General features: G+C 72.5%; 16 protein-coding genes and 3 tRNA genes. 3 read left to right on the forward strand and 16 right to left on the reverse strand.

Annotated elements, in window-relative coordinates; all coding sequences use genetic code 11:
• Positions 1 to 42 precede the first annotated feature (42 nt).
• Together secE and ACFVUH_RS06650 are read right to left on the reverse strand one after the other, a co-directional pair.
• Positions 43 to 375, reverse strand: a complete 333-nt coding sequence (gene secE / locus ACFVUH_RS06645; protein ID WP_355358249.1) for a preprotein translocase subunit SecE — start codon at positions 373 to 375, stop codon at positions 43 to 45.
• A gap of 149 nt (positions 376 to 524) precedes the next feature.
• Positions 525 to 597: transfer RNA gene (locus ACFVUH_RS06650), tRNA-Trp, on the reverse strand.
• A gap of 258 nt (positions 598 to 855) precedes the next feature.
• Here ACFVUH_RS06650 and ACFVUH_RS06655 point away from each other — a divergent pair.
• Positions 856 to 2,103, forward strand: coding sequence for a pyridoxal phosphate-dependent aminotransferase (locus ACFVUH_RS06655; RefSeq protein WP_355358246.1), 1,248 nt, complete (start codon positions 856 to 858; stop codon positions 2,101 to 2,103).
• A 124-nt stretch (positions 2,104 to 2,227) separates the two neighbouring features.
• Entirely contained in the window at positions 2,228 to 3,256 is a 1,029-nt protein-coding gene (locus tag ACFVUH_RS06660; RefSeq protein ID WP_355358243.1) for an adenosine deaminase, read from the forward strand.
• Positions 3,257 to 3,267: 11 nt separating this feature from the next.
• On the opposite strand, the gene ACFVUH_RS06665 is transcribed toward ACFVUH_RS06660, so the two are convergent.
• The 6 genes from ACFVUH_RS06665 to ACFVUH_RS06690 form a co-directional block, all read right to left on the reverse strand.
• Positions 3,268 to 4,314 (reverse strand): UDP-N-acetylmuramate dehydrogenase, encoded by a 1,047-nt coding sequence (locus ACFVUH_RS06665; RefSeq protein WP_387911580.1) that lies wholly within the window; start codon positions 4,312 to 4,314, stop codon positions 3,268 to 3,270.
• 53 nt (positions 4,315 to 4,367) lie between these two features.
• The gene (locus ACFVUH_RS06670) at positions 4,368 to 4,790 is read right to left on the reverse strand and encodes a MaoC family dehydratase (RefSeq protein WP_355358240.1); all 423 of its coding nucleotides are present in this window, start codon (positions 4,788 to 4,790) and stop codon (positions 4,368 to 4,370) included.
• Positions 4,791 to 4,795: 5 nt separating this feature from the next.
• Positions 4,796 to 5,257: a MaoC family dehydratase N-terminal domain-containing protein gene (locus tag ACFVUH_RS06675; protein WP_355358237.1), complete on the reverse strand. Its 462-nt coding sequence runs from the start codon at positions 5,255 to 5,257 to the stop codon at positions 4,796 to 4,798.
• Between the two features lie 120 nt (positions 5,258 to 5,377).
• Positions 5,378 to 5,542, reverse strand: a complete 165-nt coding sequence (gene rpmG / locus ACFVUH_RS06680) for a 50S ribosomal protein L33 (protein ID WP_006604855.1) — start codon at positions 5,540 to 5,542, stop codon at positions 5,378 to 5,380.
• Between the two features lie 84 nt (positions 5,543 to 5,626).
• Positions 5,627 to 5,699 (reverse strand) — tRNA-Met (locus tag ACFVUH_RS06685).
• A 43-nt stretch (positions 5,700 to 5,742) separates the two neighbouring features.
• Positions 5,743 to 5,815: transfer RNA gene (locus tag ACFVUH_RS06690), tRNA-Thr, on the reverse strand.
• A 238-nt stretch (positions 5,816 to 6,053) separates the two neighbouring features.
• Here ACFVUH_RS06690 and ACFVUH_RS06695 point away from each other — a divergent pair.
• Positions 6,054 to 7,337, forward strand: coding sequence for a hydrolase (locus tag ACFVUH_RS06695; protein WP_355358234.1), 1,284 nt, complete (start codon positions 6,054 to 6,056; stop codon positions 7,335 to 7,337).
• 205 nt (positions 7,338 to 7,542) lie between these two features.
• Here ACFVUH_RS06695 and ACFVUH_RS06700 read toward each other — a convergent pair whose 3' ends face one another.
• From ACFVUH_RS06700 to ACFVUH_RS06735, 8 genes are all read right to left on the reverse strand, one after another.
• The gene (locus ACFVUH_RS06700) at positions 7,543 to 8,223 is read right to left on the reverse strand and encodes a response regulator (RefSeq protein WP_387911581.1); all 681 of its coding nucleotides are present in this window, start codon (positions 8,221 to 8,223) and stop codon (positions 7,543 to 7,545) included.
• Entirely contained in the window at positions 8,220 to 10,853 is a 2,634-nt protein-coding gene (locus ACFVUH_RS06705) for an ATP-binding protein (RefSeq protein ID WP_387911583.1), read from the reverse strand. The genes ACFVUH_RS06700 and ACFVUH_RS06705 overlap by 4 nt, the downstream gene beginning before the upstream one ends.
• Before the next feature lie 125 nt (positions 10,854 to 10,978).
• A complete protein-coding gene (kdpC, locus tag ACFVUH_RS06710; protein ID WP_387911584.1) occupies positions 10,979 to 11,602 on the reverse strand; it encodes a potassium-transporting ATPase subunit KdpC in 624 nt (207 codons plus the stop codon).
• A 19-nt stretch (positions 11,603 to 11,621) separates the two neighbouring features.
• Entirely contained in the window at positions 11,622 to 13,742 is a 2,121-nt protein-coding gene (kdpB, locus tag ACFVUH_RS06715) for a potassium-transporting ATPase subunit KdpB (RefSeq protein ID WP_387911586.1), read from the reverse strand.
• The gene (gene kdpA, locus ACFVUH_RS06720) at positions 13,742 to 15,403 is read right to left on the reverse strand and encodes a potassium-transporting ATPase subunit KdpA (RefSeq protein ID WP_387911588.1); all 1,662 of its coding nucleotides are present in this window, start codon (positions 15,401 to 15,403) and stop codon (positions 13,742 to 13,744) included. The genes kdpB and kdpA overlap by 1 nt, the downstream gene beginning before the upstream one ends.
• A gap of 1 nt (position 15,404) precedes the next feature.
• Positions 15,405 to 15,494: a K(+)-transporting ATPase subunit F gene (gene kdpF, locus ACFVUH_RS06725; protein WP_355358216.1), complete on the reverse strand. Its 90-nt coding sequence runs from the start codon at positions 15,492 to 15,494 to the stop codon at positions 15,405 to 15,407.
• A gap of 343 nt (positions 15,495 to 15,837) precedes the next feature.
• Positions 15,838 to 17,865, reverse strand: coding sequence for an APC family permease (locus tag ACFVUH_RS06730; RefSeq protein ID WP_387911819.1), 2,028 nt, complete (start codon positions 17,863 to 17,865; stop codon positions 15,838 to 15,840).
• Positions 17,866 to 18,270: 405 nt separating this feature from the next.
• Entirely contained in the window at positions 18,271 to 20,115 is a 1,845-nt protein-coding gene (locus ACFVUH_RS06735; RefSeq protein ID WP_387911591.1) for an amino acid permease, read from the reverse strand.
• Between the last annotated feature and the right edge of the window lie 184 nt (positions 20,116 to 20,299).

A 20,299-nucleotide genomic window follows, 5' to 3' on the forward strand; every position in this document is an offset into this window, starting at 1 on the left:
CGGCCCGGGTCGGGGAAGCTGTTTCGAAGGTGGACGGCTGCGTCAGCCGAAGATCCAGAGGGCGGCCTTGGAGAAGCCGTAGTCGAGGCCCCAGACGAAGGCCATCACGACCACGACGAACACCACGACGACGCTGGTGTAGCTCATCAGCTGGTTGCGGGTCGGCCAGACGACCTTGCGGAGTTCGGCGATGATCTGCCGGTAGAACAGCGCGAGGCGGGCGAAGGCGCCCTTCTTGCCGCGCTTGCCGGACTTCTTGTCGCCAGAGCGCTTGCGGCGCGACTCGCCCTCCGCGGGCGCGGTCTCGGCAGCGCCGTCGGTCCCCTCGGGGTTGCCGCTCTCAGGCGTTGCGGTGGAGCCCGTGGTCTCCGTCACTCGTCCTCACCTGAATCCGGGTCCTGCCGGACGTCGACTGCGTACCCCGAAAAGGGCACGAGCGGCCGGCTAACGGTGCTGATCGGCGCCCTCTCCGCATCAAGCCCGCTCGCTCTGCGGAGCGAACGGGCTGAGTACGGATCAAGCAGCAGGGCAAGAGGGACTTGAACCCCCAACCGCCGGTTTTGGAGACCGGTGCTCTACCAATTGAGCTATTGCCCTACGGAACCTCGCGGCCCCAGTAGCGACCACCAACCTACCGCATCTCCCGCCGATCTCCGTACAGGCTCTGTACGGCGGCGGAGGCTCCGGTTCATTCGGTGGCCGTCGAGCAGTGAGTGTACGTGGTCGGAGGGCGTTTGGTCGAACCTCTTCTTTTCCGGCTGTCGCCCGGGTCCCGGCGGGCCGCCATGTGGACTGCCCCGTACATATCGTGAAACCGCCATGCCCGGGCCGTGTGCGGTCTGCGACCATGCAGGCATGAGCGCTTCCACCCCGCAGCCCGACAGTTCCGTCCGCCCCGCCGACCGCCGCGTGTCCGCCCGGATCGGCGCGATCGCCGAGTCCGCCACCCTCGCCGTGGACGCCAAGGCCAAGGCCCTCAAGGCGGCCGGCCGTCCGGTCATCGGCTTCGGCGCCGGCGAGCCGGACTTCCCCACCCCGGACTACATCGTCGAGGCGGCCGTCGAGGCCTGCCGTGACCCGAAGAACCACCGCTACACCCCGGCCGGCGGCCTGCCGGAGCTCAAGGAGGCGATCGCGGCCAAGACCCTGCGCGACTCCGGCTACGCGGTGGACGCCTCCCAGGTCCTGGTGACCAACGGCGGCAAGCAGGCGATCTACGAGGCGTTCGCGGCGATCCTCGACCCGGGCGACGAGGTCATCGTCCCGGCCCCGTACTGGACCACCTACCCCGAGTCGATCCAGCTGGCCGGCGGCGTGCCGGTGGAGGTCGTGACCGACGAGACCACCGGCTACAAGGTCTCGGTCGAGCAGCTGGAGGCCGCCCGCACCGAGAACACCAAGGTGGTGCTGTTCGTCTCGCCGTCCAACCCGACCGGCGCGGTGTACACCCGGGCCGAGGCCGAGGCGATCGGCCGCTGGGCGCTGGAGCACGGGCTGTGGGTGCTCACCGACGAGATCTACGAGCACCTGGTCTACGGCGACGCGGAGTTCACCTCGCTGCCGGCCCTGCTGCCCGAGCTGGCCGACAAGACCATCGTGGTCAACGGCGTCGCCAAGACCTACGCGATGACCGGCTGGCGGGTGGGCTGGGTGATCGGTCCCAAGGACGTGATCAAGGCCGCGACCAACCTGCAGTCGCACGCCACCTCGAACGTCTCCAACGTGGCCCAGCGCGCCGCCCTGGCCGCCGTCGCCGGCGACCTGTCCGCCGTCCACGAGATGCGCACCGCCTTCGACCGGCGCCGCCGCACCATCGTGAAGATGCTCAACGAGATCGACGGCGTGGTCTGCCCCGAGCCCGAGGGCGCCTTCTACGTCTACCCGTCCGTCAAGGCCCTGCTGGGCAAGGAGATCCGCGGCCGCCGCCCGCAGACCTCCGCCGAGCTGGCCTCGCTGATCCTGGACGAGGCCGAGGTCGCGGTCGTCCCCGGCGAGGCCTTCGGCACCCCCGGCTACCTGCGGCTCTCCTACGCGCTGGGCGACGCCGACCTCGCCGAGGGCGTCGAGCGCGTCCAGAAGCTGCTGGCCGAGGCCCGGGACTGACGCCATTGGGCTCGCTCGTCGGAGCTCGTCAACATCGCTTGACCGGACCGCCCTCTTTCCACCCCTTCGGGGGACGGGAAGAGGGCGGTTCCCGTGGGCCCCCCTGATGCGGCAGGATTCGTGAATGGAACGCCTGCTGAACCCGCGAGACGTCAGGGACCTTCCGAAGGCCCACCTGCACCTGCACTTCACCGGCTCGATGCGCCCGGCCACCCTGCTCGAACTGGCCGACAAGCACGGGATCCGGCTGCCGGAGGCGCTCAGCTCCGGCGAGCCGCCCAAGCTGCGGGCCACCGACGAACGCGGCTGGTTCCGCTTCCAGCGCCTCTACGACACCGCCCGCTCCTGCCTGCGCGACGAGAGCGACATCCGCCGGCTGGTCCGGGAGACCGCCGAGGACGAGCGCCGGGACGGCTCCCGCTGGCTGGAGATCCAGGTCGACCCGACCTCCTACGCGCCCCGGCTGGGCGGTCTGATCCCCGCCCTGGAACTGATCCTGGACGCGGTGGACGACGCCGCCGCGGCCACCGGGGTCGGCATCCGGGTCCTGGTCGCCGCCAACCGGATGAAGTCCCCGATGGACGCCCGGACGCTCGCCCGGCTCGCCGTCCGGTACGCCGACCGGGGCGTGGTCGGCTTCGGGCTCTCCAACGACGAGCGGCGCGGCCTGGCCCGCGACTTCGACCGGGCCTTCGACATCGCCCGCAGGGGCGGGCTGCTGGCCGCCCCGCACGGCGGCGAGCTGGCCGGCCCGGAGTCCGTCCGGGACTGCCTGGACGACCTCGGCGCCGGCCGGATCGGCCACGGCGTGCGGGCCGCCGAGGACGAGCGGCTGATGCAGCGGCTGGCCGACCGTCAGATCACCTGCGAGGTCTGCCCCTCCTCCAACGTCTCGCTCGGCGTCTACGAGCACCCCGAGGAGGTCCCGCTGCGACGGCTGTTCGACGCCGGGGTGCCGCTCGCGCTCGGCGCCGACGACCCGCTGCTGTTCGGCACCCGGCTCGCCGCCCAGTACGACCTGACCCGCGACGTCCTGGGCTTCTCCGACCAGGAGCTGGCCGAGCTGGCCCGCCAGTCGGTGCGCGGCTCCTGCGCGCCGGAGAGCGTGAAGAAGGAGCTGCTGGCCGACATCGACAGCTGGCTGACCGCCTGAGCGGCCCGGCCCTAGAGGCTGACGCCCACCATCACCGGCTCGTTGACCAGCTCCACCCCGAAGGCGGCCCGCACGCCGTCCCGGATCTCGCGGGCCAGCGCGAGCAGGTCCTCGGTGGTGGCGGCGCCGCGGTTGGTGAGCGCCAGGGTGTGCTTGGTGGAGAGGGTCGCCGGACCGCTGCCGTAGCCCTTGCCGAACCCGGCCTTGTCGATCAGCCAGGCGGCCGAGGTCTTGGTGCACCCGTCCGGCGCCGGGTAGGCGGGGGCGGCCTGCTCGCGCCCGGCGGCCACCGCCAGGAAGGCGGCGTACTGGTCGGCGCTCAGCACCGGGTTAGTGAAGAAGGAGCCCGCCGACCAGGTGTCGTGGTCGGCCGCGTCCAGCACCATGCCCTTGCCGGCCCGCAGGCCGAGCACCGCGTCGTGCGCTTCGCGCAGCCCGACCCGCTCGTCCTGGGCCACCCCGAAGTGCTTGGCGACCTCGGCGTAGCGGACCGGGGTGGAGCGCCCGGCGGCGTCCTCCAGCGCGAAGCGGACCCGCAGCACCACGTAGCGGTCCGGGTCCGCCTTGAAGCGGCTGTGCCGGTAGGAGAAGGCGCAGGCCGCGTTGCCGAGGGTGACGGTCTCGCCGGAGCGACGGTCGTAGGCGACCACCTCGGTGACCGTCTGGGCGACCTCCTGGCCGTAGGCGCCGACGTTCTGCACCGGGGTGGCACCGGCCGAGCCGGGGATGCCGGCCAGGAACTCGATGCCGGCCAGGCCCGCGTCGACGGTGCGGGCCACCGCCTCGGCCCACACCTCGCCGGCCGCCAGCTCCAGCGCGGTGCCGTCGAGGACGAAGCCGGTGGTGGCGATCCGCAGCACGGTGCCGGGGAAGCCGGCGTCGCCGATCACCAGGTTGGAGCCGCCGCCGATCACCAGCAGCGGCTCCCCCGCCGCGTCCGCGGCGCGGACGGCGGCGATCACCTCGTCATCGGTGTGCGCGGTCACCAGGCGGCGGGCCGGGCCGCCGAGCCGCAGGGTGGTCAGCGGGGCGAGGGGGGCGTCGAGTTCTTCCAGCACGTCCCCCAGCGTACGGGGGTCCCGTCCGCCGCCCCGCCCGGGCCGGGGCGCGCTCAGGCCAGCCGGACGACCGCCCGGGACATGCCGAGCACCTTCTGGCCCCCGTAGGTCGCCAGCAGGTCGACCTGGACCTTGTGGTCGTCGAGCAGCTTGGCCACCTTGCCGGAGACCTCGATCACCGAGCCGACCCCGTCGTTGGGCACCGGCACCGGACGGGTGAACCGGACGCCGTACTCGAGAACCGCGGAGGGATCGCCGACCCAGTCGGTGACCACCCGGATCGCCTCGGCCATGGTGAACATGCCGTGCGCGATGACGTCGGGCAGGCCGACCTCCAGGGCGAACTTCTCGTTCCAGTGGATCGGGTTGAAGTCGCCGGAGGCCCCCGCGTACTGCACCAGGGTGGCGCGGGTCACCGGGAAGGACTGCGCCGGCAGCTCGGTGCCGGCCTCGACCTCGTCGTAGCGGACCGTCATCGGGCTCACTCCCCCGTCGTCTCGTCGGCGGCCCGGGCCACCAGGGTCATGACGGACGTCACCACGTGCTCGCCCGACTCGTCCGCGATCTCACCACGCACGGTGAGTACGTCGTTGCCGGCCAGCGACTTGATGTTGTCCACGGTGACCGCCACGGTCAGCCGGTCGCCGGCCCGCACCGGGCGGGTGTAGACGAACTTCTGGTCGCCGTGCACCACCCGGCTGTAGTCCAGACCGAGCTCCGGGTCCTGCACCACCTGGGCGGAGGCCCGCATGCTGAGCAGGATCGGGAAGGTCGGCGGGGCGATCACGTCCGGGTGACCCAGCGCCTTGGCCGCCTCCGGGTCGGTGTACGCCGGGTTGGCGTCACCCACCGCGACGGCGAACTCGCGGATCTTCTCGCGACCGACCTCGTAGGGCTCGGTGGGCGGATACGTCCGCCCGATGAAGGAGGGGTCGAGCGCCATCGGCAAGCTCCTCGGAAACGCGGTGGACAAACGAAAAAAACTCCGGACCGCAACCCAGTGAGGGATGCGGCCCGGAGTCAAAGACCTGAATTCACACAGGCCCGATGCCCTACGACAGGGTCAGCGGGTCTCGCGGTGCGCAGTGTGCGAGTTGCAGCGGGGGCAGTGCTTCTTCATCTCAAGACGGTCCGGGTCGTTACGCCGGTTCTTCTTGGTGATGTAGTTCCGCTCCTTGCACTCCACGCAGGCCAGCGTGATCTTCGGGCGGACATCGGTGGCAGCCACGGGAGTGCCTTCCTTGGACAATGAATAAGAACACAGACAAGAGTAGCCGACCGGGAGTGCGATCTCCCGACCGACTACGCGGGGTAGCGGTGACCGGACTTGAACCGGTGACACAGCGATTATGAGCCGCTTGCTCTACCAACTGAGCTACACCGCCACAGTGATCCGGAGCACAGCCGAGGCTGACTCCTTCTCACCAGAGCCCCCATGCGGAATCGAACCGCAGACCTTCTCCTTACCATGGAGACGCTCTACCGACTGAGCTATAGGGGCGAACGAGGAAGAGATTACACGTTCCGCGCCCAGAGGTGAAATCCGTATCCGGCGGCGAAGTCCGCAGGTCCACGGCACGCACGGCCGATCGATCGAAGGCCGGGCGTTCGACCGGCCTCCCCGGCGGCGGCCCGACCCGATACGACTATTGCCCGCCTCCCGGCACCCCGGGCCCGCCGCCCATAGGCTCGGCGCTCATTGACGCGAGCAGGAGCCGGACGCGAGAAGGAGCCGGGCGATGGACAGCGCAGCCGCCGACGGACCGCAGCCCGGCCCCGGCCCGGCCGCCAACCCGCTCGGGCACGGACCCGTCCTGCTGCTCACCGGGGCCCGGCTGGCGGACGGCCGGGTGGTGGACGTGCGGATCAGCGGCGACCGGATCCAGGCCGTCGGCACCGCCGGCGGGCTCGGCCCGCTGCCCGCGCTGCCCGGCGCCCCCACCGTCACCACCGGCGCCCGGATCGACCTGCGCGGCTATCTGCTGCTGCCGGCCCCCGCCGAGGCGCACGCCCACTACGACGTGGCCTTCTCCGCCGCCCTGACCGCGCCGCCGCCGGAGACCTCCACCGACCTCACCCGCCGGGTCACCGAGGCCGCGCTGACCTCGCTCGGCTACGGCTCGACCGCCCAGCGCACCCACGTCCGGATCGGCGACGTGCACGGGCTGCGCCGGCTGGAGGCGGTGCTCACCGCCCAGCAGGCGCTGCGCGGCCTCGCCGAGCTGCAGGCCGTGGCGATGCCCCGGCTGCTCACCGGCCGGGCCGGGGCGGACGGCCGGGCCCAGCTGCGGGAGGCGCTCAAGCTCGGCGCCACCGCGGCCGGCGGCTGCCCCGAGCTGGACCCGGACCCGGCGGGCTACGTCGAGCTGCTGCTGGAGGCCGCCCGGGAGGCGGACTGCCCGGTGGACCTGCACACCACCGCCGCCGACCCGGGCCGGCTGGCCCGGCTGGCCGGGGCGCTCGCGCCGCTGCGGCCGCGGGTGGTGGTCGGGCCGTGCGGGTCGCTGGCACCGGGCGCCTCGACGGTGCTGGCCAGCGCCGGCATCCGGGTGGTCTGCCTGCCGCAGAGCGGCGGCTGCGCGGGGCTCGAAGGCCTGGCCGCCGGGCAGCGGCCGGCCCTGCTGCGCGAGCTGGTGAAGGCCCGGGTGCCGCTGGCGGCCGGCAGCGGATCGCTGCGGGACGGCGCCAACCCGGTCGGACGGGCCGATCCGCTGGAGGCCGCGTACCTGCTGGTGGCGGGCGGCGTCATGGACGTGGAGGCGGCGTACGACGCGGTCTCCAACCAGGCGCGGGTGGCGCTCGGGCTGCCGCCGGTACGGGTGGACGCCGGCTTCCCGGCCGAACTGCTGGCGGTGCGCGGGGACAGCCTGGCCGGGGCGCTGGCGGGCGGGCACAGCCGGCTGGTGGTGCACAGCGGACGGGTGGTCAGCCGGACCAGCGCGGTGCGCGAGTTCGCCGACACGGTGGTCCTGGCGCTGCCCCGGCAGTCGGACGGCACGGACGGGCGCGGGCCGAACGAGTGATCGGGGCGCGCGGCCCTGTGCCGCGCGCCCCTCCCCCACTGCCGGCCGCCTGAGCGGCGAAGCGGCCCCGGACTTCCCCACATGGAGCGGGGCCGCTTCCTCACCGCTGACGCTACGCCCGCGAACGGGTGGTTCCGGCGCCTCTTGACGGCCTGTTGGCGGCGCGGTCGCCGTCCTTGACGGTTCGTTGACGCCCGGGAGGGCCTCAGGGCTCGTAGCGGTAGCCGATCCCCGGTTCGGTGATCAGATGGCGCGGCCGCGCCGGGTCGCGCTCCAGCTTCCGCCGCAGCCCGGCCAGGTAGACCCGCAGGTAGTTGCCGCGCTGCTCCTGGGCCGGTCCCCAGACCTCGCGCAGGATCTGCCGCCCCGGCACCAGCCGGCCCGGGTTGGCCAGCAGCAGGGCGAGGATCCGCCACTCGGTCGGGGTGAGCCGCACCGGGCCGTCCGGGCCGGTCACGGTGGTCGCGGCGAGGTCCACGGTGTGGCCGCCGATCACCGGGGCGGGCGCGGCCGGGCCGTCGGCGGCCGGCGGACGGCGCAGCACCGCGCGCAGCCGGGCCAGCAGTTCCTCCATCAGGAACGGCTTGGTGAGGTAGTCGTCGGCGCCCGCGTCCAGTGCGCCGATCCGGTCGGCGGCGCCGGAGCGGCCGGACAGCACGATGATCGGCACCGCACTGCGGCGCCGCAGGCCGCGCAGCACGTCCATGCCGTCCAGGTCGGGCAGGCCGAGGTCGAGCAGGACGGCGTCGGGGACGCGGTGCGCGGCGCGGTCCAGGGCCTCGCCGCCGGTGGTGGCGGTGCGGACGGCGTACTGCCGGGCGCCGAGGTTGATCCGCAGGGTGCTCAGCAGCGCGGGCTCGTCGTCGACGACGAGGATCTCGCTCATACGGGGACCTCCCCCTCGGAGGGCAGTTTCGCGGCGGACGGCTTCGCGGCGGGCAGGGTGAGCAGCATGGTGGTGCCGCCGCCCGGGGTGTCCTCGACCTCCAGGCTGCCGCCCATGGCCTCGGCCAGGCCGCGGGAGAGGGCGAGGCCGAGGCCGACGCCCTGGGTGTTGTCGGTGTCGCCGAGGCGCTGGAACGGCAGGAAGACCCGGTCGCGGTCCTCGGGGGCGATGCCGGGGCCGCGGTCGATCACCCGCAGCTCGACGCGCCCGGCGTGGTGGCTGGCGGCGACCAGCACGGGGGCGCCGGGGGCGTTGTACCGCAGGGCGTTGGTGATCACATTGGCGAGCACGCGTTCCAGCAGCGGCGGGTCGGCGAGCACGGGCGGCACGCTCTCCAGGTCGAGCGGCTGGACGGGCGCGTACGGGTCGGCGAGCGAGTCCAGGGCGCGCGGGAGGATCTCGTCGAGGTGGGTCTCGGCGAGGTGCAGGGTGAGCGCGCCGGCCTGGAGGCGGCTCATGTCGAGCAGGTTGTCCACCAGACGGGTGAGTTTGACGAGCGACTCGTCGGCGGTGGCGAGGAGTTCGGCCTGGTCCTCGGGGGAGAACTCGACGTCGGGGCTGCGCAGCGAGCCGACCGAGGCGAGGGCGGCGGCGAGCGGGGTGCGCAGGTCGTGGCTGACGGCGGCGAGCAGGGCGGTGCGCATCCGGTCGGCGGCCCTGATCGGTTCGACCTCGGCGGCGACCACGGCGAGCCGGTCGCGTTCCAGGGCGGCGGCGACGTGCGCGGCGAAGGCGGTGAGCACCCGCTGGTCGGCGGCGGGCAGCCGGCGGCCGGTGAGGACGAGGACGGCGTCGGCGCCGACCGGGACCTCGGTGGTCCCGTCGGCCTGCCCGGGGTCGGGTTCGCCACCACCACCACGACCGCCACCACCACCGTCACCACCGCCGTCACCACCGCCGTCGCTGTCGCTGTCGCAGGAGGCCAGCACCTCGCCGCCGGTGCGCTCCAGCAGGGCGACGGTGCGCATCCCGAAGGCGGTGCGGGACTTCTCCAGCAGGGCGGGCAGCGCGTCGGCCCCGCGCAGCACGCTGCCGGCCAGGGTGGAGAGGGTCTCGGCCTCGGCGGTGGCCCGGGCGGCCCGGGCGGTGAGCCGGGTGGCGTGGTCGACGACGGTGGAGACGGTCAGCGCGACGGCGGCGAAGACCACCAGGGCGATGATGTTGTTGGTCTCGCCGATGGTGAAGTTGTGGACGGGCGGGATGAAGAACCAGTTGAGCAGCACCGAGGCGACCAGCGAGGCCACCAGGGCCGAGGTCGCGCCGCCGAGCAGCGCCACCGCCACCACGCCGAGCTGGAAGATCAGCGCGTCGGTGGTGAGGTTGACGGTCTCGTGGAACTGCGAGAGCAGCGCGGTCAGCAGCCAGGGCAGCACCAGGCCGGCGAGGAAGCCGGCGACGGTGCGCCGCCGGGAGTGGCGGCGGCCGAGCGCGGGCAGCCGGCCGCGGCCGGTGAACGCGTGGGTGACCATGTGGACGTCGATGTCCTCGGAGGCGTCCACGGTGGTCTCGCCGATGCCGGGGCCGGTGAGGAAGCGGGTGATCCGGCCGCGCCGGCTGGTGCCGAGCACGAGCTGGGTGGCGTCGTGGGCGCGGGCGAAGGCGAGCAGCGCGGTGGGGATGTCGTCGCCGACGACCACGTGGTAGCTGCCGCCGAGGCTCTCCGCCAGCTGCCGTTGCTGGGCGAGGGCGCCGGAGGAGGCGCCGGCCAGGCCGTCGCTGCGGGTGACGTGGACGGCGAGCAGGTCGCCGCCGGCGGTGCGGTCGGCGATGCGGTCGGCGATGCGGGCGGCGCGGCGGATCAGCGTCTCGCCCTCGGGGCCGCCGGTGAGGGCGACCACGACGCGCTCGCGGGTCTCCCAGACCCGGTCGATGTTGTGGCTGGCCCGGTAGTCGCGCAGGCCCTCGTCGACCCGGCCGGCCACCCAGAGCAGGGCGAGTTCGCGCAGGGCGGTGAGGTTGCCGACCCGGAAGTAGTGGGAGAGCGCGGCGTCCACCTTCTCCGCCCGGTAGACGTTGCCGTGGGCCATCCGGCGGCGCAGCGCCTGGGGGGCCATGTCGACGAGCTCGATCTGGTCGGCCCGGCGGACCACCTCGTCCGGGACGGTTTCGCGCTGCGGGGTGCCGGTGATCTTGCGGACCACGTCGTTCAGCGATTCCAGGTGCTGGACGTTGACGGTGGTGATGACGTCGATCCCGGCGTCGAGCAGGTCCTCGACGTCCTGCCAGCGCTTGGCGTTGCGCCCGCCGGGGACGTTGGTGTGGGCGAGCTCGTCGACCAGGGCGACGGCGGGCCGGCGGGCCAGCACGGCGTCGAGGTCCATCTCCTCGAAGTCGGCGTCCCGGTAGGAGCGGTGGGCCCGCGACAGGACCTCCAGGCCGTCGAGCATGGCCTCGGTGTGGCGGCGACCGTGGCACTCGATCCAGCCGACGACGACGTCCGCGCCGCGGTCGTGTCTGCGCCGTGCCTCGTCCAGCATCCGGTAGGTCTTGCCGACACCGGGGGCGGAGCCGAGGTACACCCTCAGCCGGCCGCGTCGGTGACCGGTGCCGGGGGTGAGGTCGCGGGCCATGGGCGCTGCTCTTTCCTTGCGTGGCTGGCAGGTCGGTGGTGCGCGGACACGGGCGGCCGGCCCGGGCGGCGGGTGTTCCGCTCGCCCGGGCCGGCCGGGTCACTCGACTGTTCGGCGCGTGGTCGTCACTTCTGTTCCACCAGTGCCTTGTTCAGCAGGACGACGTTGACGCCCGGCTGTCCGAGGAAGCCCAGTGGGCGTCCGTCGGTGTACTTCTCGACCAGCTTGCGGACGGTGTCCGCCGGCAGGTCGCGGGCCTTGGCGACCCGGTCGACCTGTTCCCGGGCGTAGGCGGTGGAGATGTGCGGGTCGAGGCCGGAGCCGGAGGCGGTGACCGCGTCGGCCGGGACGCTCGCCGGGCTGACGCCGTCGAACGCGGCGACGGCCTGACGGCGTTCCTCGACGGTCTTGGTGAGGTCCTCGCTGTTGGGGCCCAGGTTGGAGGCGCCGGAGGCCTTGGGGTCGTAGGCGCCGGGTCGCGGCTGGAACCACTGCGGGTCCGGCCGGGGGGCCTCGTCCGGGTCGTTCGGGTTCTGCTTGGGCAGGTTGAAGTTCTGGCCCAGCAGGCTGGAGCCGGCCTCCTTGCCGTCGACCTTCACGATCGAGCCGTTGGCCTTGTCGGCGAAGGCCAGTTGGGAGATGCCGGTGACCAGCAGCGGGTAGGCGATGCCGAGGAGCACCGTCAGGACCAGCAGGGCGCGCAGCGCGGTGAGGTGGGTGCGCACGGCGGTGGGCAGGGGCTTGGACATGATGCGTTCTCCTCTCTTGCTAGTTGAGGCCGGGGATGAACTGGACGACCAGGTCGATCAGTTTGATGCCGATGAAGGGGACGACCAGGCCGCCGAAGCCGTAGAGGCCGATGTTGCGGCGCAGCAGGGAGCCGGCGTCGGTGGGGCGGTAGCGCACGCCGCGCAGGGCCAGCGGGATGAGGCCGATGATGACCAGGGCGTTGAAGACGATGGCCGAGGTGATCGCGGACTGCGGGCTGTGCAGGTGCATGATGTTCAGCTTCTCCAGGCCCGGGTAGACGGCCGCGAACATCGCCGGGATGATCGCGAAGTACTTCGCGACGTCGTTGGCGATGGAGAAGGTGGTCAGGGCGCCGCGGGTGATGAGGAGCTGCTTGCCGATCTCGACGATCTCGATCAGCTTGGTGGGGTTGGAGTCCAGGTCGACCATGTTGCCGGCCTCCTTGGCCGCCATGGTGCCGGTGTTCATCGCGACACCGACGTCGGCCTGGGCGAGGGCGGGGGCGTCGTTGGTGCCGTCGCCCGTCATCGCGACCAGCTTGCCGCCGGCCTGCTCCTTCTTGATCAGGGCCATCTTGTCCTCGGGGGTGGCCTCGGCGAGGAAGTCGTCCACGCCCGCCTCCTCCGCGATCGCCCGGGCGGTCAGCGGGTTGTCACCGGTGATCATGACGGTCCTGATGCCCATCCGGCGCAGCTCGTCGAACCGCTCCCGCATGCCCTCCTTGACCACGTCCTTGAGGTGGATGACGCCCAGGACCCGGGCGGGCGTCTCACCGGCCCTGGTGGCGACGACCAGCGGGGTGCCGCCGGCCGCGGAGATGCCGTCGACCAGGGAGGAGACCTCCTCGGTGACGGTGCCGCCGTTGCCGGTGACCCAGGAGGACACGGCCGAGGCCGCGCCCTTGCGGACCTGCTGGAGCCCTTCCGGCTCGTCGAGGTCGACGCCGGACATCCGGGTCTGCGCGGTGAACGGCACCCAGGTGGCGTGGGCCAGCTCGCCCTGCGCACGGGCCCGCAGGCCGTAGCCGGTCTTCGCCAGGACGACGATCGAGCGGCCCTCCGGCGTCTCGTCGGCCAGCGAGGAGAGCTGGGCGGCGTCGGCCAGTTCGTCGGTGGACACGCCGGTCACCGCGAGGAACTCGGCGGCCTGGCGGTTGCCGAGGGTGATGGTGCCGGTCTTGTCGAGCAGCAGGGTGTTGACGTCGCCGGCGGCCTCGACGGCGCGCCCGGACATCGCCAGCACGTTGCGCTGGACCAGCCGGTCCATGCCGGCGATGCCGATCGCCGAGAGCAGCGCGCCGATGGTGGTCGGGATCAGCGCCACGATCAGCGCGACCAGCACGATCATCGACTGCGGGGCACCCGCGTAGGTGGCCATCGGCTGCAGGGTGACGACCGCGACCAGGAAGACGATGGTCAGCGAGGCCAGCAGGATGTTGAGCGCGATCTCGTTGGGCGTCTTCTGCCGGGCGGCGCCCTCGACCAGGGCGATCATCCGGTCGATGAAGGTCTTGCCGGGCTCGGAGGAGATCCTCACCACGATCCGGTCGGACAGCACCTTGGTGCCGCCGGTCACAGCGGAACGGTCACCGCCCGACTCCCGGATCACCGGCGCGGACTCGCCGGTGATCGCGGACTCGTCGACGGAGGCGACACCCTCGACGACGTCACCGTCGCCCGGGATGACCTGGCCGGCCTCGACCACCACGTGGTCGCCGAGCCGCAGCGCGGTGCCGGCCACCTCCTCCTCGGCCCGGGTCGCCGGCCAGTCGGTGAGGCGGCGGGCCGTGGTGTCGGTCCTGGCGCGGCGCAGGGTGTCCGCCTGCGCCTTGCCGCGGCCCTCGGCGACGGCCTCGGCCAGGTTGGCGAACACGGTGGTCAGCCAGAGCCAGACGGTGATCGACCAGGCGAACACCGACGGGTCGGCTATCGCGGAGACGGTGGTGACGACCGAGCCGACCTCGACCACGAACATCACCGGGTTCTTGACCATCACCCGGGGGTCGAGCTTCTTCACCGCGTCCGGGAGGGACGCCAGGATCAGTTTGGGGTCCAGCAGGCCGCCGGCCGCTCTGTGCGGCGCCTCGGCGGACGCCGCCTGCGGCTGCGGGGCCGGCTTGTCGGTAAGGGTGGACGACATCAGGAGAGACCTTCCGCGATCGGCCCGAGAGCCAGGGCCGGGAAGTAGGTGAGGCCGACGACGATCAGGACGACGCCCGACAGCAGGCCCACGAACAGCGGCTTGTGGGTGGGCAGGGTGCCCGGGGTGGCGGGGACCGGCTGCTGCTGCGCGAGCGCGCCGGCCAGGGCGAGCACGAAGACCATCGGCAGGAACCGGCCGAACACCATGGCCAGGCCGATCGCGGTGTCGTACCAGTCGGTGTTGACGGTGATGCCGCCGAACGCCGAGCCGTTGTTGTTCGCGCCCGAGGTGAACGCGTACAGCACCTCGGAGAAGCCGTGGGCGCCGGTGTTGAGCATCCCGGCCCGCTCGCCCGGCAGCGACATCGCCACACCCGTGCCGACCAGCACGATCGTCGGCGTGGTCAGGATGTACAGCGAGGCGAACTTCATCTCCCGCCCGCCGAGCTTCTTGCCCAGGTACTCCGGGGTGCGCCCGACCATCAGACCGGCCACGAAGACCGCCACGACCGCCAGCACCAGCATCCCGTACAGGCCCGAGCCCACCCCGCCGGGCGCGATCTCGCCCAGCATCATGTTGAACATCGTCAGACCGCCGCCGAACGGCGTGTACGAGTCGTGGAAGGAGTTCACCGCGCCGGTCGAGGTCAGCGTCGTCGTCGCGGCGAACAGGCTGGACGCCGCGATGCCGAACCGCTGCTCCTTGCCCTCCATCGCCCCGCCGGCCGCCTGCAGGGCGCTGCCCGCGTGCTGCGACTCGGAGAGGGTGACCAGCGCCGTCGAGGCGATCCAGAACAGCGCCATCACCGAGACGATCGCGTAGCCCTGACGGTGGTCGCCCACCATCCGGCCGAACGCGCGCGGCAGCGCGAACGGGATCAGCAGGATCAGGAAGACCTCGACCAGGTTGGAGAAGCCGCTCGGGTTCTCGAACGGGTGCGCCGAGTTGGCGTTGTAGAAGCCGCCGCCGTTGGTGCCCAGCAGCTTGATGACCTCCTGCGAGGCCACCGGCCCGCCCGGGATCGCCTGCGGGTCGCCCGCCAGGCCGGCCACCTCGTGGAAGCCGTGGAAGTTCTGCACCACGCCGCTCGCCACCAGGACCAGGGCGAAGACGATCGCGACCGGCAGCAGCAGACGCACGCTGATCCGGGTCAGGTCGACCCAGAAGTTGCCGACCCGGTCGGTGCGGTTGCGCGTGAAGCCGCGGATCAGGGTGGCGACGACGGCGATGCCGACGGCCGCGGAGACGAAGTTCTGCACCGCCAGGCCGGCCATCTGGGCCAGGTGTCCCATCGCGGCCTCGCCGCTGTAGGACTGCCAGTTGGTGTTGGCCACGAAGGAGATCGCGGTGTTCCACGCCTGATGGCCCTCCATCCGCGGCACGCCGAGGTTCAGCGGCAGCCACTGCTGGAGGCGGATCAGGCCGTAGAGGAAGAGGACGGAGACGGCCGAGAAGGCCAGCACCGAGCGCAGGTAGACCGGCCAGCGCTGGTCGGCGTCGGCGTCCACGCCGATCACCTTGTAGAGCGCCTTCTCGGCTCTCAGGTGCTTGGAGGTGGTGAGGATGCGGGCGATGTAGTCGCCCAGCGGCCGGTAGCACAGGGCCAACGCGCCCACCAGGGCGAGGACCTGCAGCCAGCCCGCGAGAGTCGAGCCCATGTCAGAACTTCTCCGGGTAGATCAGCGCCAGGACGAGGTAGCCGACGAGCGCGACGGCCACAAAAAGACCCACGACGTTCTCCACGCTCACAGCTTCTCCACCCCCCGCGCGATCAGGGCGATGACGCCGAACACGGCGAGCGTGACGGCGACGTAGATGAGATCGGACATGACTCCACCACGGTGGCTCGGAAGTGGCCGCCGCCCGCGTCCGGGGCGAACCACGGGCCTGCGGGGCACGGCGCCGGCGGCGGGCCGGCAAGGCCAGCCAACCGCGCTCACGGAGCGTCAACGGATCTCTTGACGCCCTCCATACGGCGCCCGTTCGATTGTTGACGGGCTCCATACGGCGGCTTGTCCGGGCCGTGACCGGGTACGCGGAAGCCCCGGACGGCGGGTGCCGTCCGGGGCCCTGGTCCTCCCCCGCGCGGTGGCTACGCGCGCTCGGGCGACCTCTCGTGCTCCGACTCCTCGCGCTCCGTCCCGCGCTCCGTCCCACGCTCCGGGCGGGCCGCCGGCTCGCCGCGCCGGACCGCGCCGGGGGCGCGCCGCGAGGGCCGGTTCGCCCGGCTGGAGGAGGTCAGCTGCCACGGCACGCTGATCACCATCACCCCCGGTGTGAACAGCAGCCGGCTCTTCAGCCAGAGCGCCGACTGGTTGTGCAGCAGGTGCTCCCACCAGCGGCCGACCACGTACTCGGGGATGAACACCGCCACCGCGTCCTGCGGGCTGCTGCGCCGCCGGTCCCGCACGTACTGCACCACCGGCTTGGTGATCTCCCGGTACGGCGAGTCCAGCACCTTCAGCGGCACCTGGACGTCCAGCTCCCGCCACCGGCGCTCCAGTTCCCCGGTGGCGTCCTGCTCCACCGCGACGGTGAGCGCCTCCAGCGAGTCCGGCGCGAACGCCTGCGCGTAACCGAGCGCCCGCAGGGTCGGCTTGTGCACCTGGGAGACCAGCACGATGCCGTGCACCTTGGACGGCCGCACCGCCGCGGCCCGTGCGTCGTCCACCGCCAACTCCTCGGCGACGCCGTCGTAGTGTCGGCGGATGCCGCGCATCATCAGCCACAGCACCACCGCCGCGACCACCGCCAGCCAGGCGCCCTGGGTGAACTTGGTCAGCAGCACGATGACCAGCACCAGCGCCGTGGTGACCGCGCCGAAGAAGTTGATCGCCCGGGAGCGCTGGGCGGCGCCGCGCACCGACGGGTCGGTCTCGCCGGCCAGGGCCCGGTTCCAGTGCCGCACCATGCCGATCTGCGACAGCGTGAACGAGGTGAAGACGCCCAGGATGTAGAGGTGGATGAGGCTGGTGACGTCCGCGTCGTACAGCCAGAGCAGCCCGCCGGCCACCACCGCGAGCGCGATGATGCCGTTGGAGAAGGCCAGCCGGTCGCCGCGGGTGTGCATCTGGCGGGGCAGGTAGCGGTGCTCGGCCAGGATCGAGGCCAGCAGCGGGAAGCCGTTGAACGCCGTGTTGGCCGCCAGGATCAGCACCAGCGCGGTGACCGCCTGCACGGCGTAGAAGAGGACGCTGTGGTCGCCGCCGAAGATCGCCGCCGCCAGCTGGGCGATCACGGTCTGCTGCGGCGCGCTCGCGCAGTCCCCGGGGAAGCCGGTGAGGTGGCAGGTGTCGTCGGTGATGTGGACCTTGGAGATCAGCGCCAGGGAGGTGATGCCGACGAACATGACCACGGCCGTGGTGCCCATCACGGCCATCGTGGCGGCGGCGTTGCGCGACTTCGGCGCCCGGAACGCCGGCACGCCGTTGGAGATCGCCTCCACCCCGGTCAGCGCCGTGCAGCCGGAGGCGAAGGCCCGCAGGCCCAGCATCAGCAGCCCGAGCCCCGCCAGGCTGTCCTTGCCGTCCTCCGGAACGATCCCGTACCCGGCGCTGGACGCCACCGGCGCGTGACCGAACGCCACCCGGATCAGACCGGTGACCACCATCAGCAGGATCGCGCCGATGAAGAGGTAGGTCGGTGCGGCGAAGGCCTTGCCGGACTCGCGCACGCCGCGCAGGTTCATCGCCATCAGCAGCAGGACGAAGCCGAGCGCCAGCTCCACCCGGTGGTCCGCCAGCGAGGGCAGCGCCGAGATGATGTTGTCCACGCCGGAGGCCACCGAGACGGCGACCGTCATCACGTAGTCGACCAGCAGCGAGGCGGCCACCACCAGGCCCGAGTTGGCGCCCAGGTTGCGGGAGACCACCTCGTAGGAGCCGCCGCCGCTCGGGTAGGCGTGCACGACCTGGCGGTAGGACATCACCACGACCGCCATCAGCGCGACCACGCCGGCCGCGACCCACGGGGTCAGGTAGAGGAAGGCGGTGCCGCCGACGGTGAGCACCAGCAGGATCTCCTGGGTCGCGTAGGCGACCGAGGAGAGCGGGTCGGAGGCGAAGATCGGCAGGGCCAGGCGCTTGGGGAGCAGCGTCTCGCCGAGCTCCTCGCTGCGCATGGCCCTGCCGATCACGAGGCGCTTGAGCGCCTGGGGCACGTTGAACACATCGGCGAGCGTAAGCGCGTGCGACGGGCGCGCAATGGGCCGTTCCGGCGTGCCCGCGGCGTCCGGCGGGACGGACGGGCGGGATGTTTCCGCTGGTCGCAGCCGCTATGGACGGGCGTTCCGGGTGGGTCGGGGGCGTTTCGAGGGCGTCAAGGAGGGCCGTTAAGACATCGTCAAGATATGACGATCACTCCATTTACATGGGACATATCCCCGCAATTCCATCAGGGGGGGCTGTTCGCATTTGTGCGCCGTTCACCTCCGCGCCCCGCCCGCCTCTCCGCGCCGTTCACAGCCCCGCGCCGTTCGCGTCCGCGCGCCGTTCACAGCCCCGCGCCGTTCACAGCCCCGCGCCGTTCACATCCGCAGCCGGAGCCGGCAGACCACCGCGTCGGTGTGCCGGCGCAGCGCCCGGTCGATGACGGCGCCGCGGCGGTTCTGCAGGGCGCGCTGCCAGGGGCGGGCGGGTTCGACCTCGGGGATGAGGACGGTGAGACGGTCGTAGACGTGCTCGGCGGCGAGGTCGTTGACGAAGGCGGCGATCGGCTGCCCGAGGCGGCGGTGGTCGTCGGCGATCTCGATCAGCGGCACGCCGGGCCGCCACAGCTCCCAGTCCCGGCGCAGCGCCTCCGCCTCGGCGGGTTCGTGGACGACGGTGACGGCGAGGACCTCGTCGCCGAGCGAGAGCGCGGCGGACAGGCCGTCGCGGGTGAGGCGGGTGATCGCGGTGACCGGGACCACGACCAGGCTGCGCTGCGGGGTGAGCGGGCCGGGCACGCGCCCCAGCTCCAGCCGCTCACCGATCCGGGCGTAGCCGCGGTGCACCGCCTCGAACAGCAGCACCAGCAGCGGAAGGGCCAGGCAGATGCCCCAGGCACCCTCGGTGAACTTGGTGCCGGTGACGACGAGGGCGGCGGTGCCGGTGAGCAGCGCGCCGAACCCGTTCAGCGCCGCCTTCCACCGCCGGCCGGCCGGCTTGAGCAGGCACCAGTGGCGGACCATGCCGACCTGGCAGATCGTGAAGCCGACGAACACGCCGATCGCGAAGAGCGGGACCAGGCTGTTGACGTCGCCGCCCGAGCCGACCAGCAGCAGCGCGGAGACGGCGGCCAGGAAGAGCACCCCGTGCCGGTGCACCTGGCGGTCGGCGCGCAGGGCGAAGACGTGCGGCAGGTGGTTGTCGCGGGCCAGCAGGTGGAGCAGGACCGGCAGGCCGCCGAAGGAGGTGTTGGCGGCCAGGCCCAGCAGGACCACGGTGGCGAACTGCACCAGGTAGAAGCCGGCCCCGTGCCCGAGCGAGGCGTCGGCCAACTGGGCAAGCACGGTGACGCCCTCGACCGGCTGGAGGTGGAAGCGGCCGATCAGCACGGCCAGTCCGATCAGCATCACACCGAGCAGCGCGCCGAGCGCGACCTCGGTGCGCTGCGCGCGCTTCACGCCCGGCACGCGGAAGGACGGGACGGCGTTCGCCACCGCTTCCACGCCGGTCAGCGCCGAACACCCGGCCGCGAAGGCCTTGAGCAGCAGCAACGCGCCCACCGCCGTCGCGTTGTCGGCCAGCACGGAGGCGTGGCCGTCGGCCGCCGCCGTGCTCACCGGCGCGTCCCGGAACAGGCCGACCACGACGATCGTCAGGATCGACAGCACGAAGACGGCCGTCGGCGCCATGAACCAGCGGGCCGACTCGGCGATCCCGCGCAGGTTCACCGCCGTCACCAGCGCCAGCACGCCCAGGCAGAGCCAGACCCGGTGCCCGTACAGACCCGGCACGGCGGAGGTGAGCGCCGCCACGCCGGCCGTCACCGAGACCGCCACGTTCAGGATGTAGTCGATCACCAGCGAGGCCGCGGCGGTCAGCGCCGTCCGCCGGCCCAGGTGCGCCTTGGCCACCGCGTAGGAGCCACCGCCGTCCGGGAACGCCGCGATCACCTGCCGGTAGGAGGCGACCAGCACCGCCAGCAGCACCGCGATCGCCGCCGTGACCGGCAGCGTGAACCCCAGGCCGTACGCCCCCGCCGCGGCGAGCACCAGCACCACCGACTCCGGCCCGTACGCCACCGAGGCCATCGCGTCCAACGACAGTGCCGCCAGACCCCCGAGCGCGGTCAGCCGGTGCCGGTCCGCCGCGCTCGCGCCGGTATCCGGCGACTCGGGCTCGACCGCGGGGGCCGCGGCGGCGGCCGGAGCGAGGGGGCTGGACATCGGACGGAACCTCCGCAGTCGATCGGCTGCTCCGATCCTGCGGGCGGCGGCCGGTCCCACCCCACGGCCCCTACGCGTTCCTGACGCGCCGTCGCCCGCTCTTGACGGGCCCCTGACGGCGGCTGGACAGGATGGGCGGACCGCTTGTCCCGGCGGGCGCCGGTTGGGAAGACGATCGGCTCTG

Source organism: Kitasatospora sp. NPDC058032 (assembly GCF_042885845.1).
Classification (GTDB): domain Bacteria; phylum Actinomycetota; class Actinomycetes; order Streptomycetales; family Streptomycetaceae; genus Kitasatospora.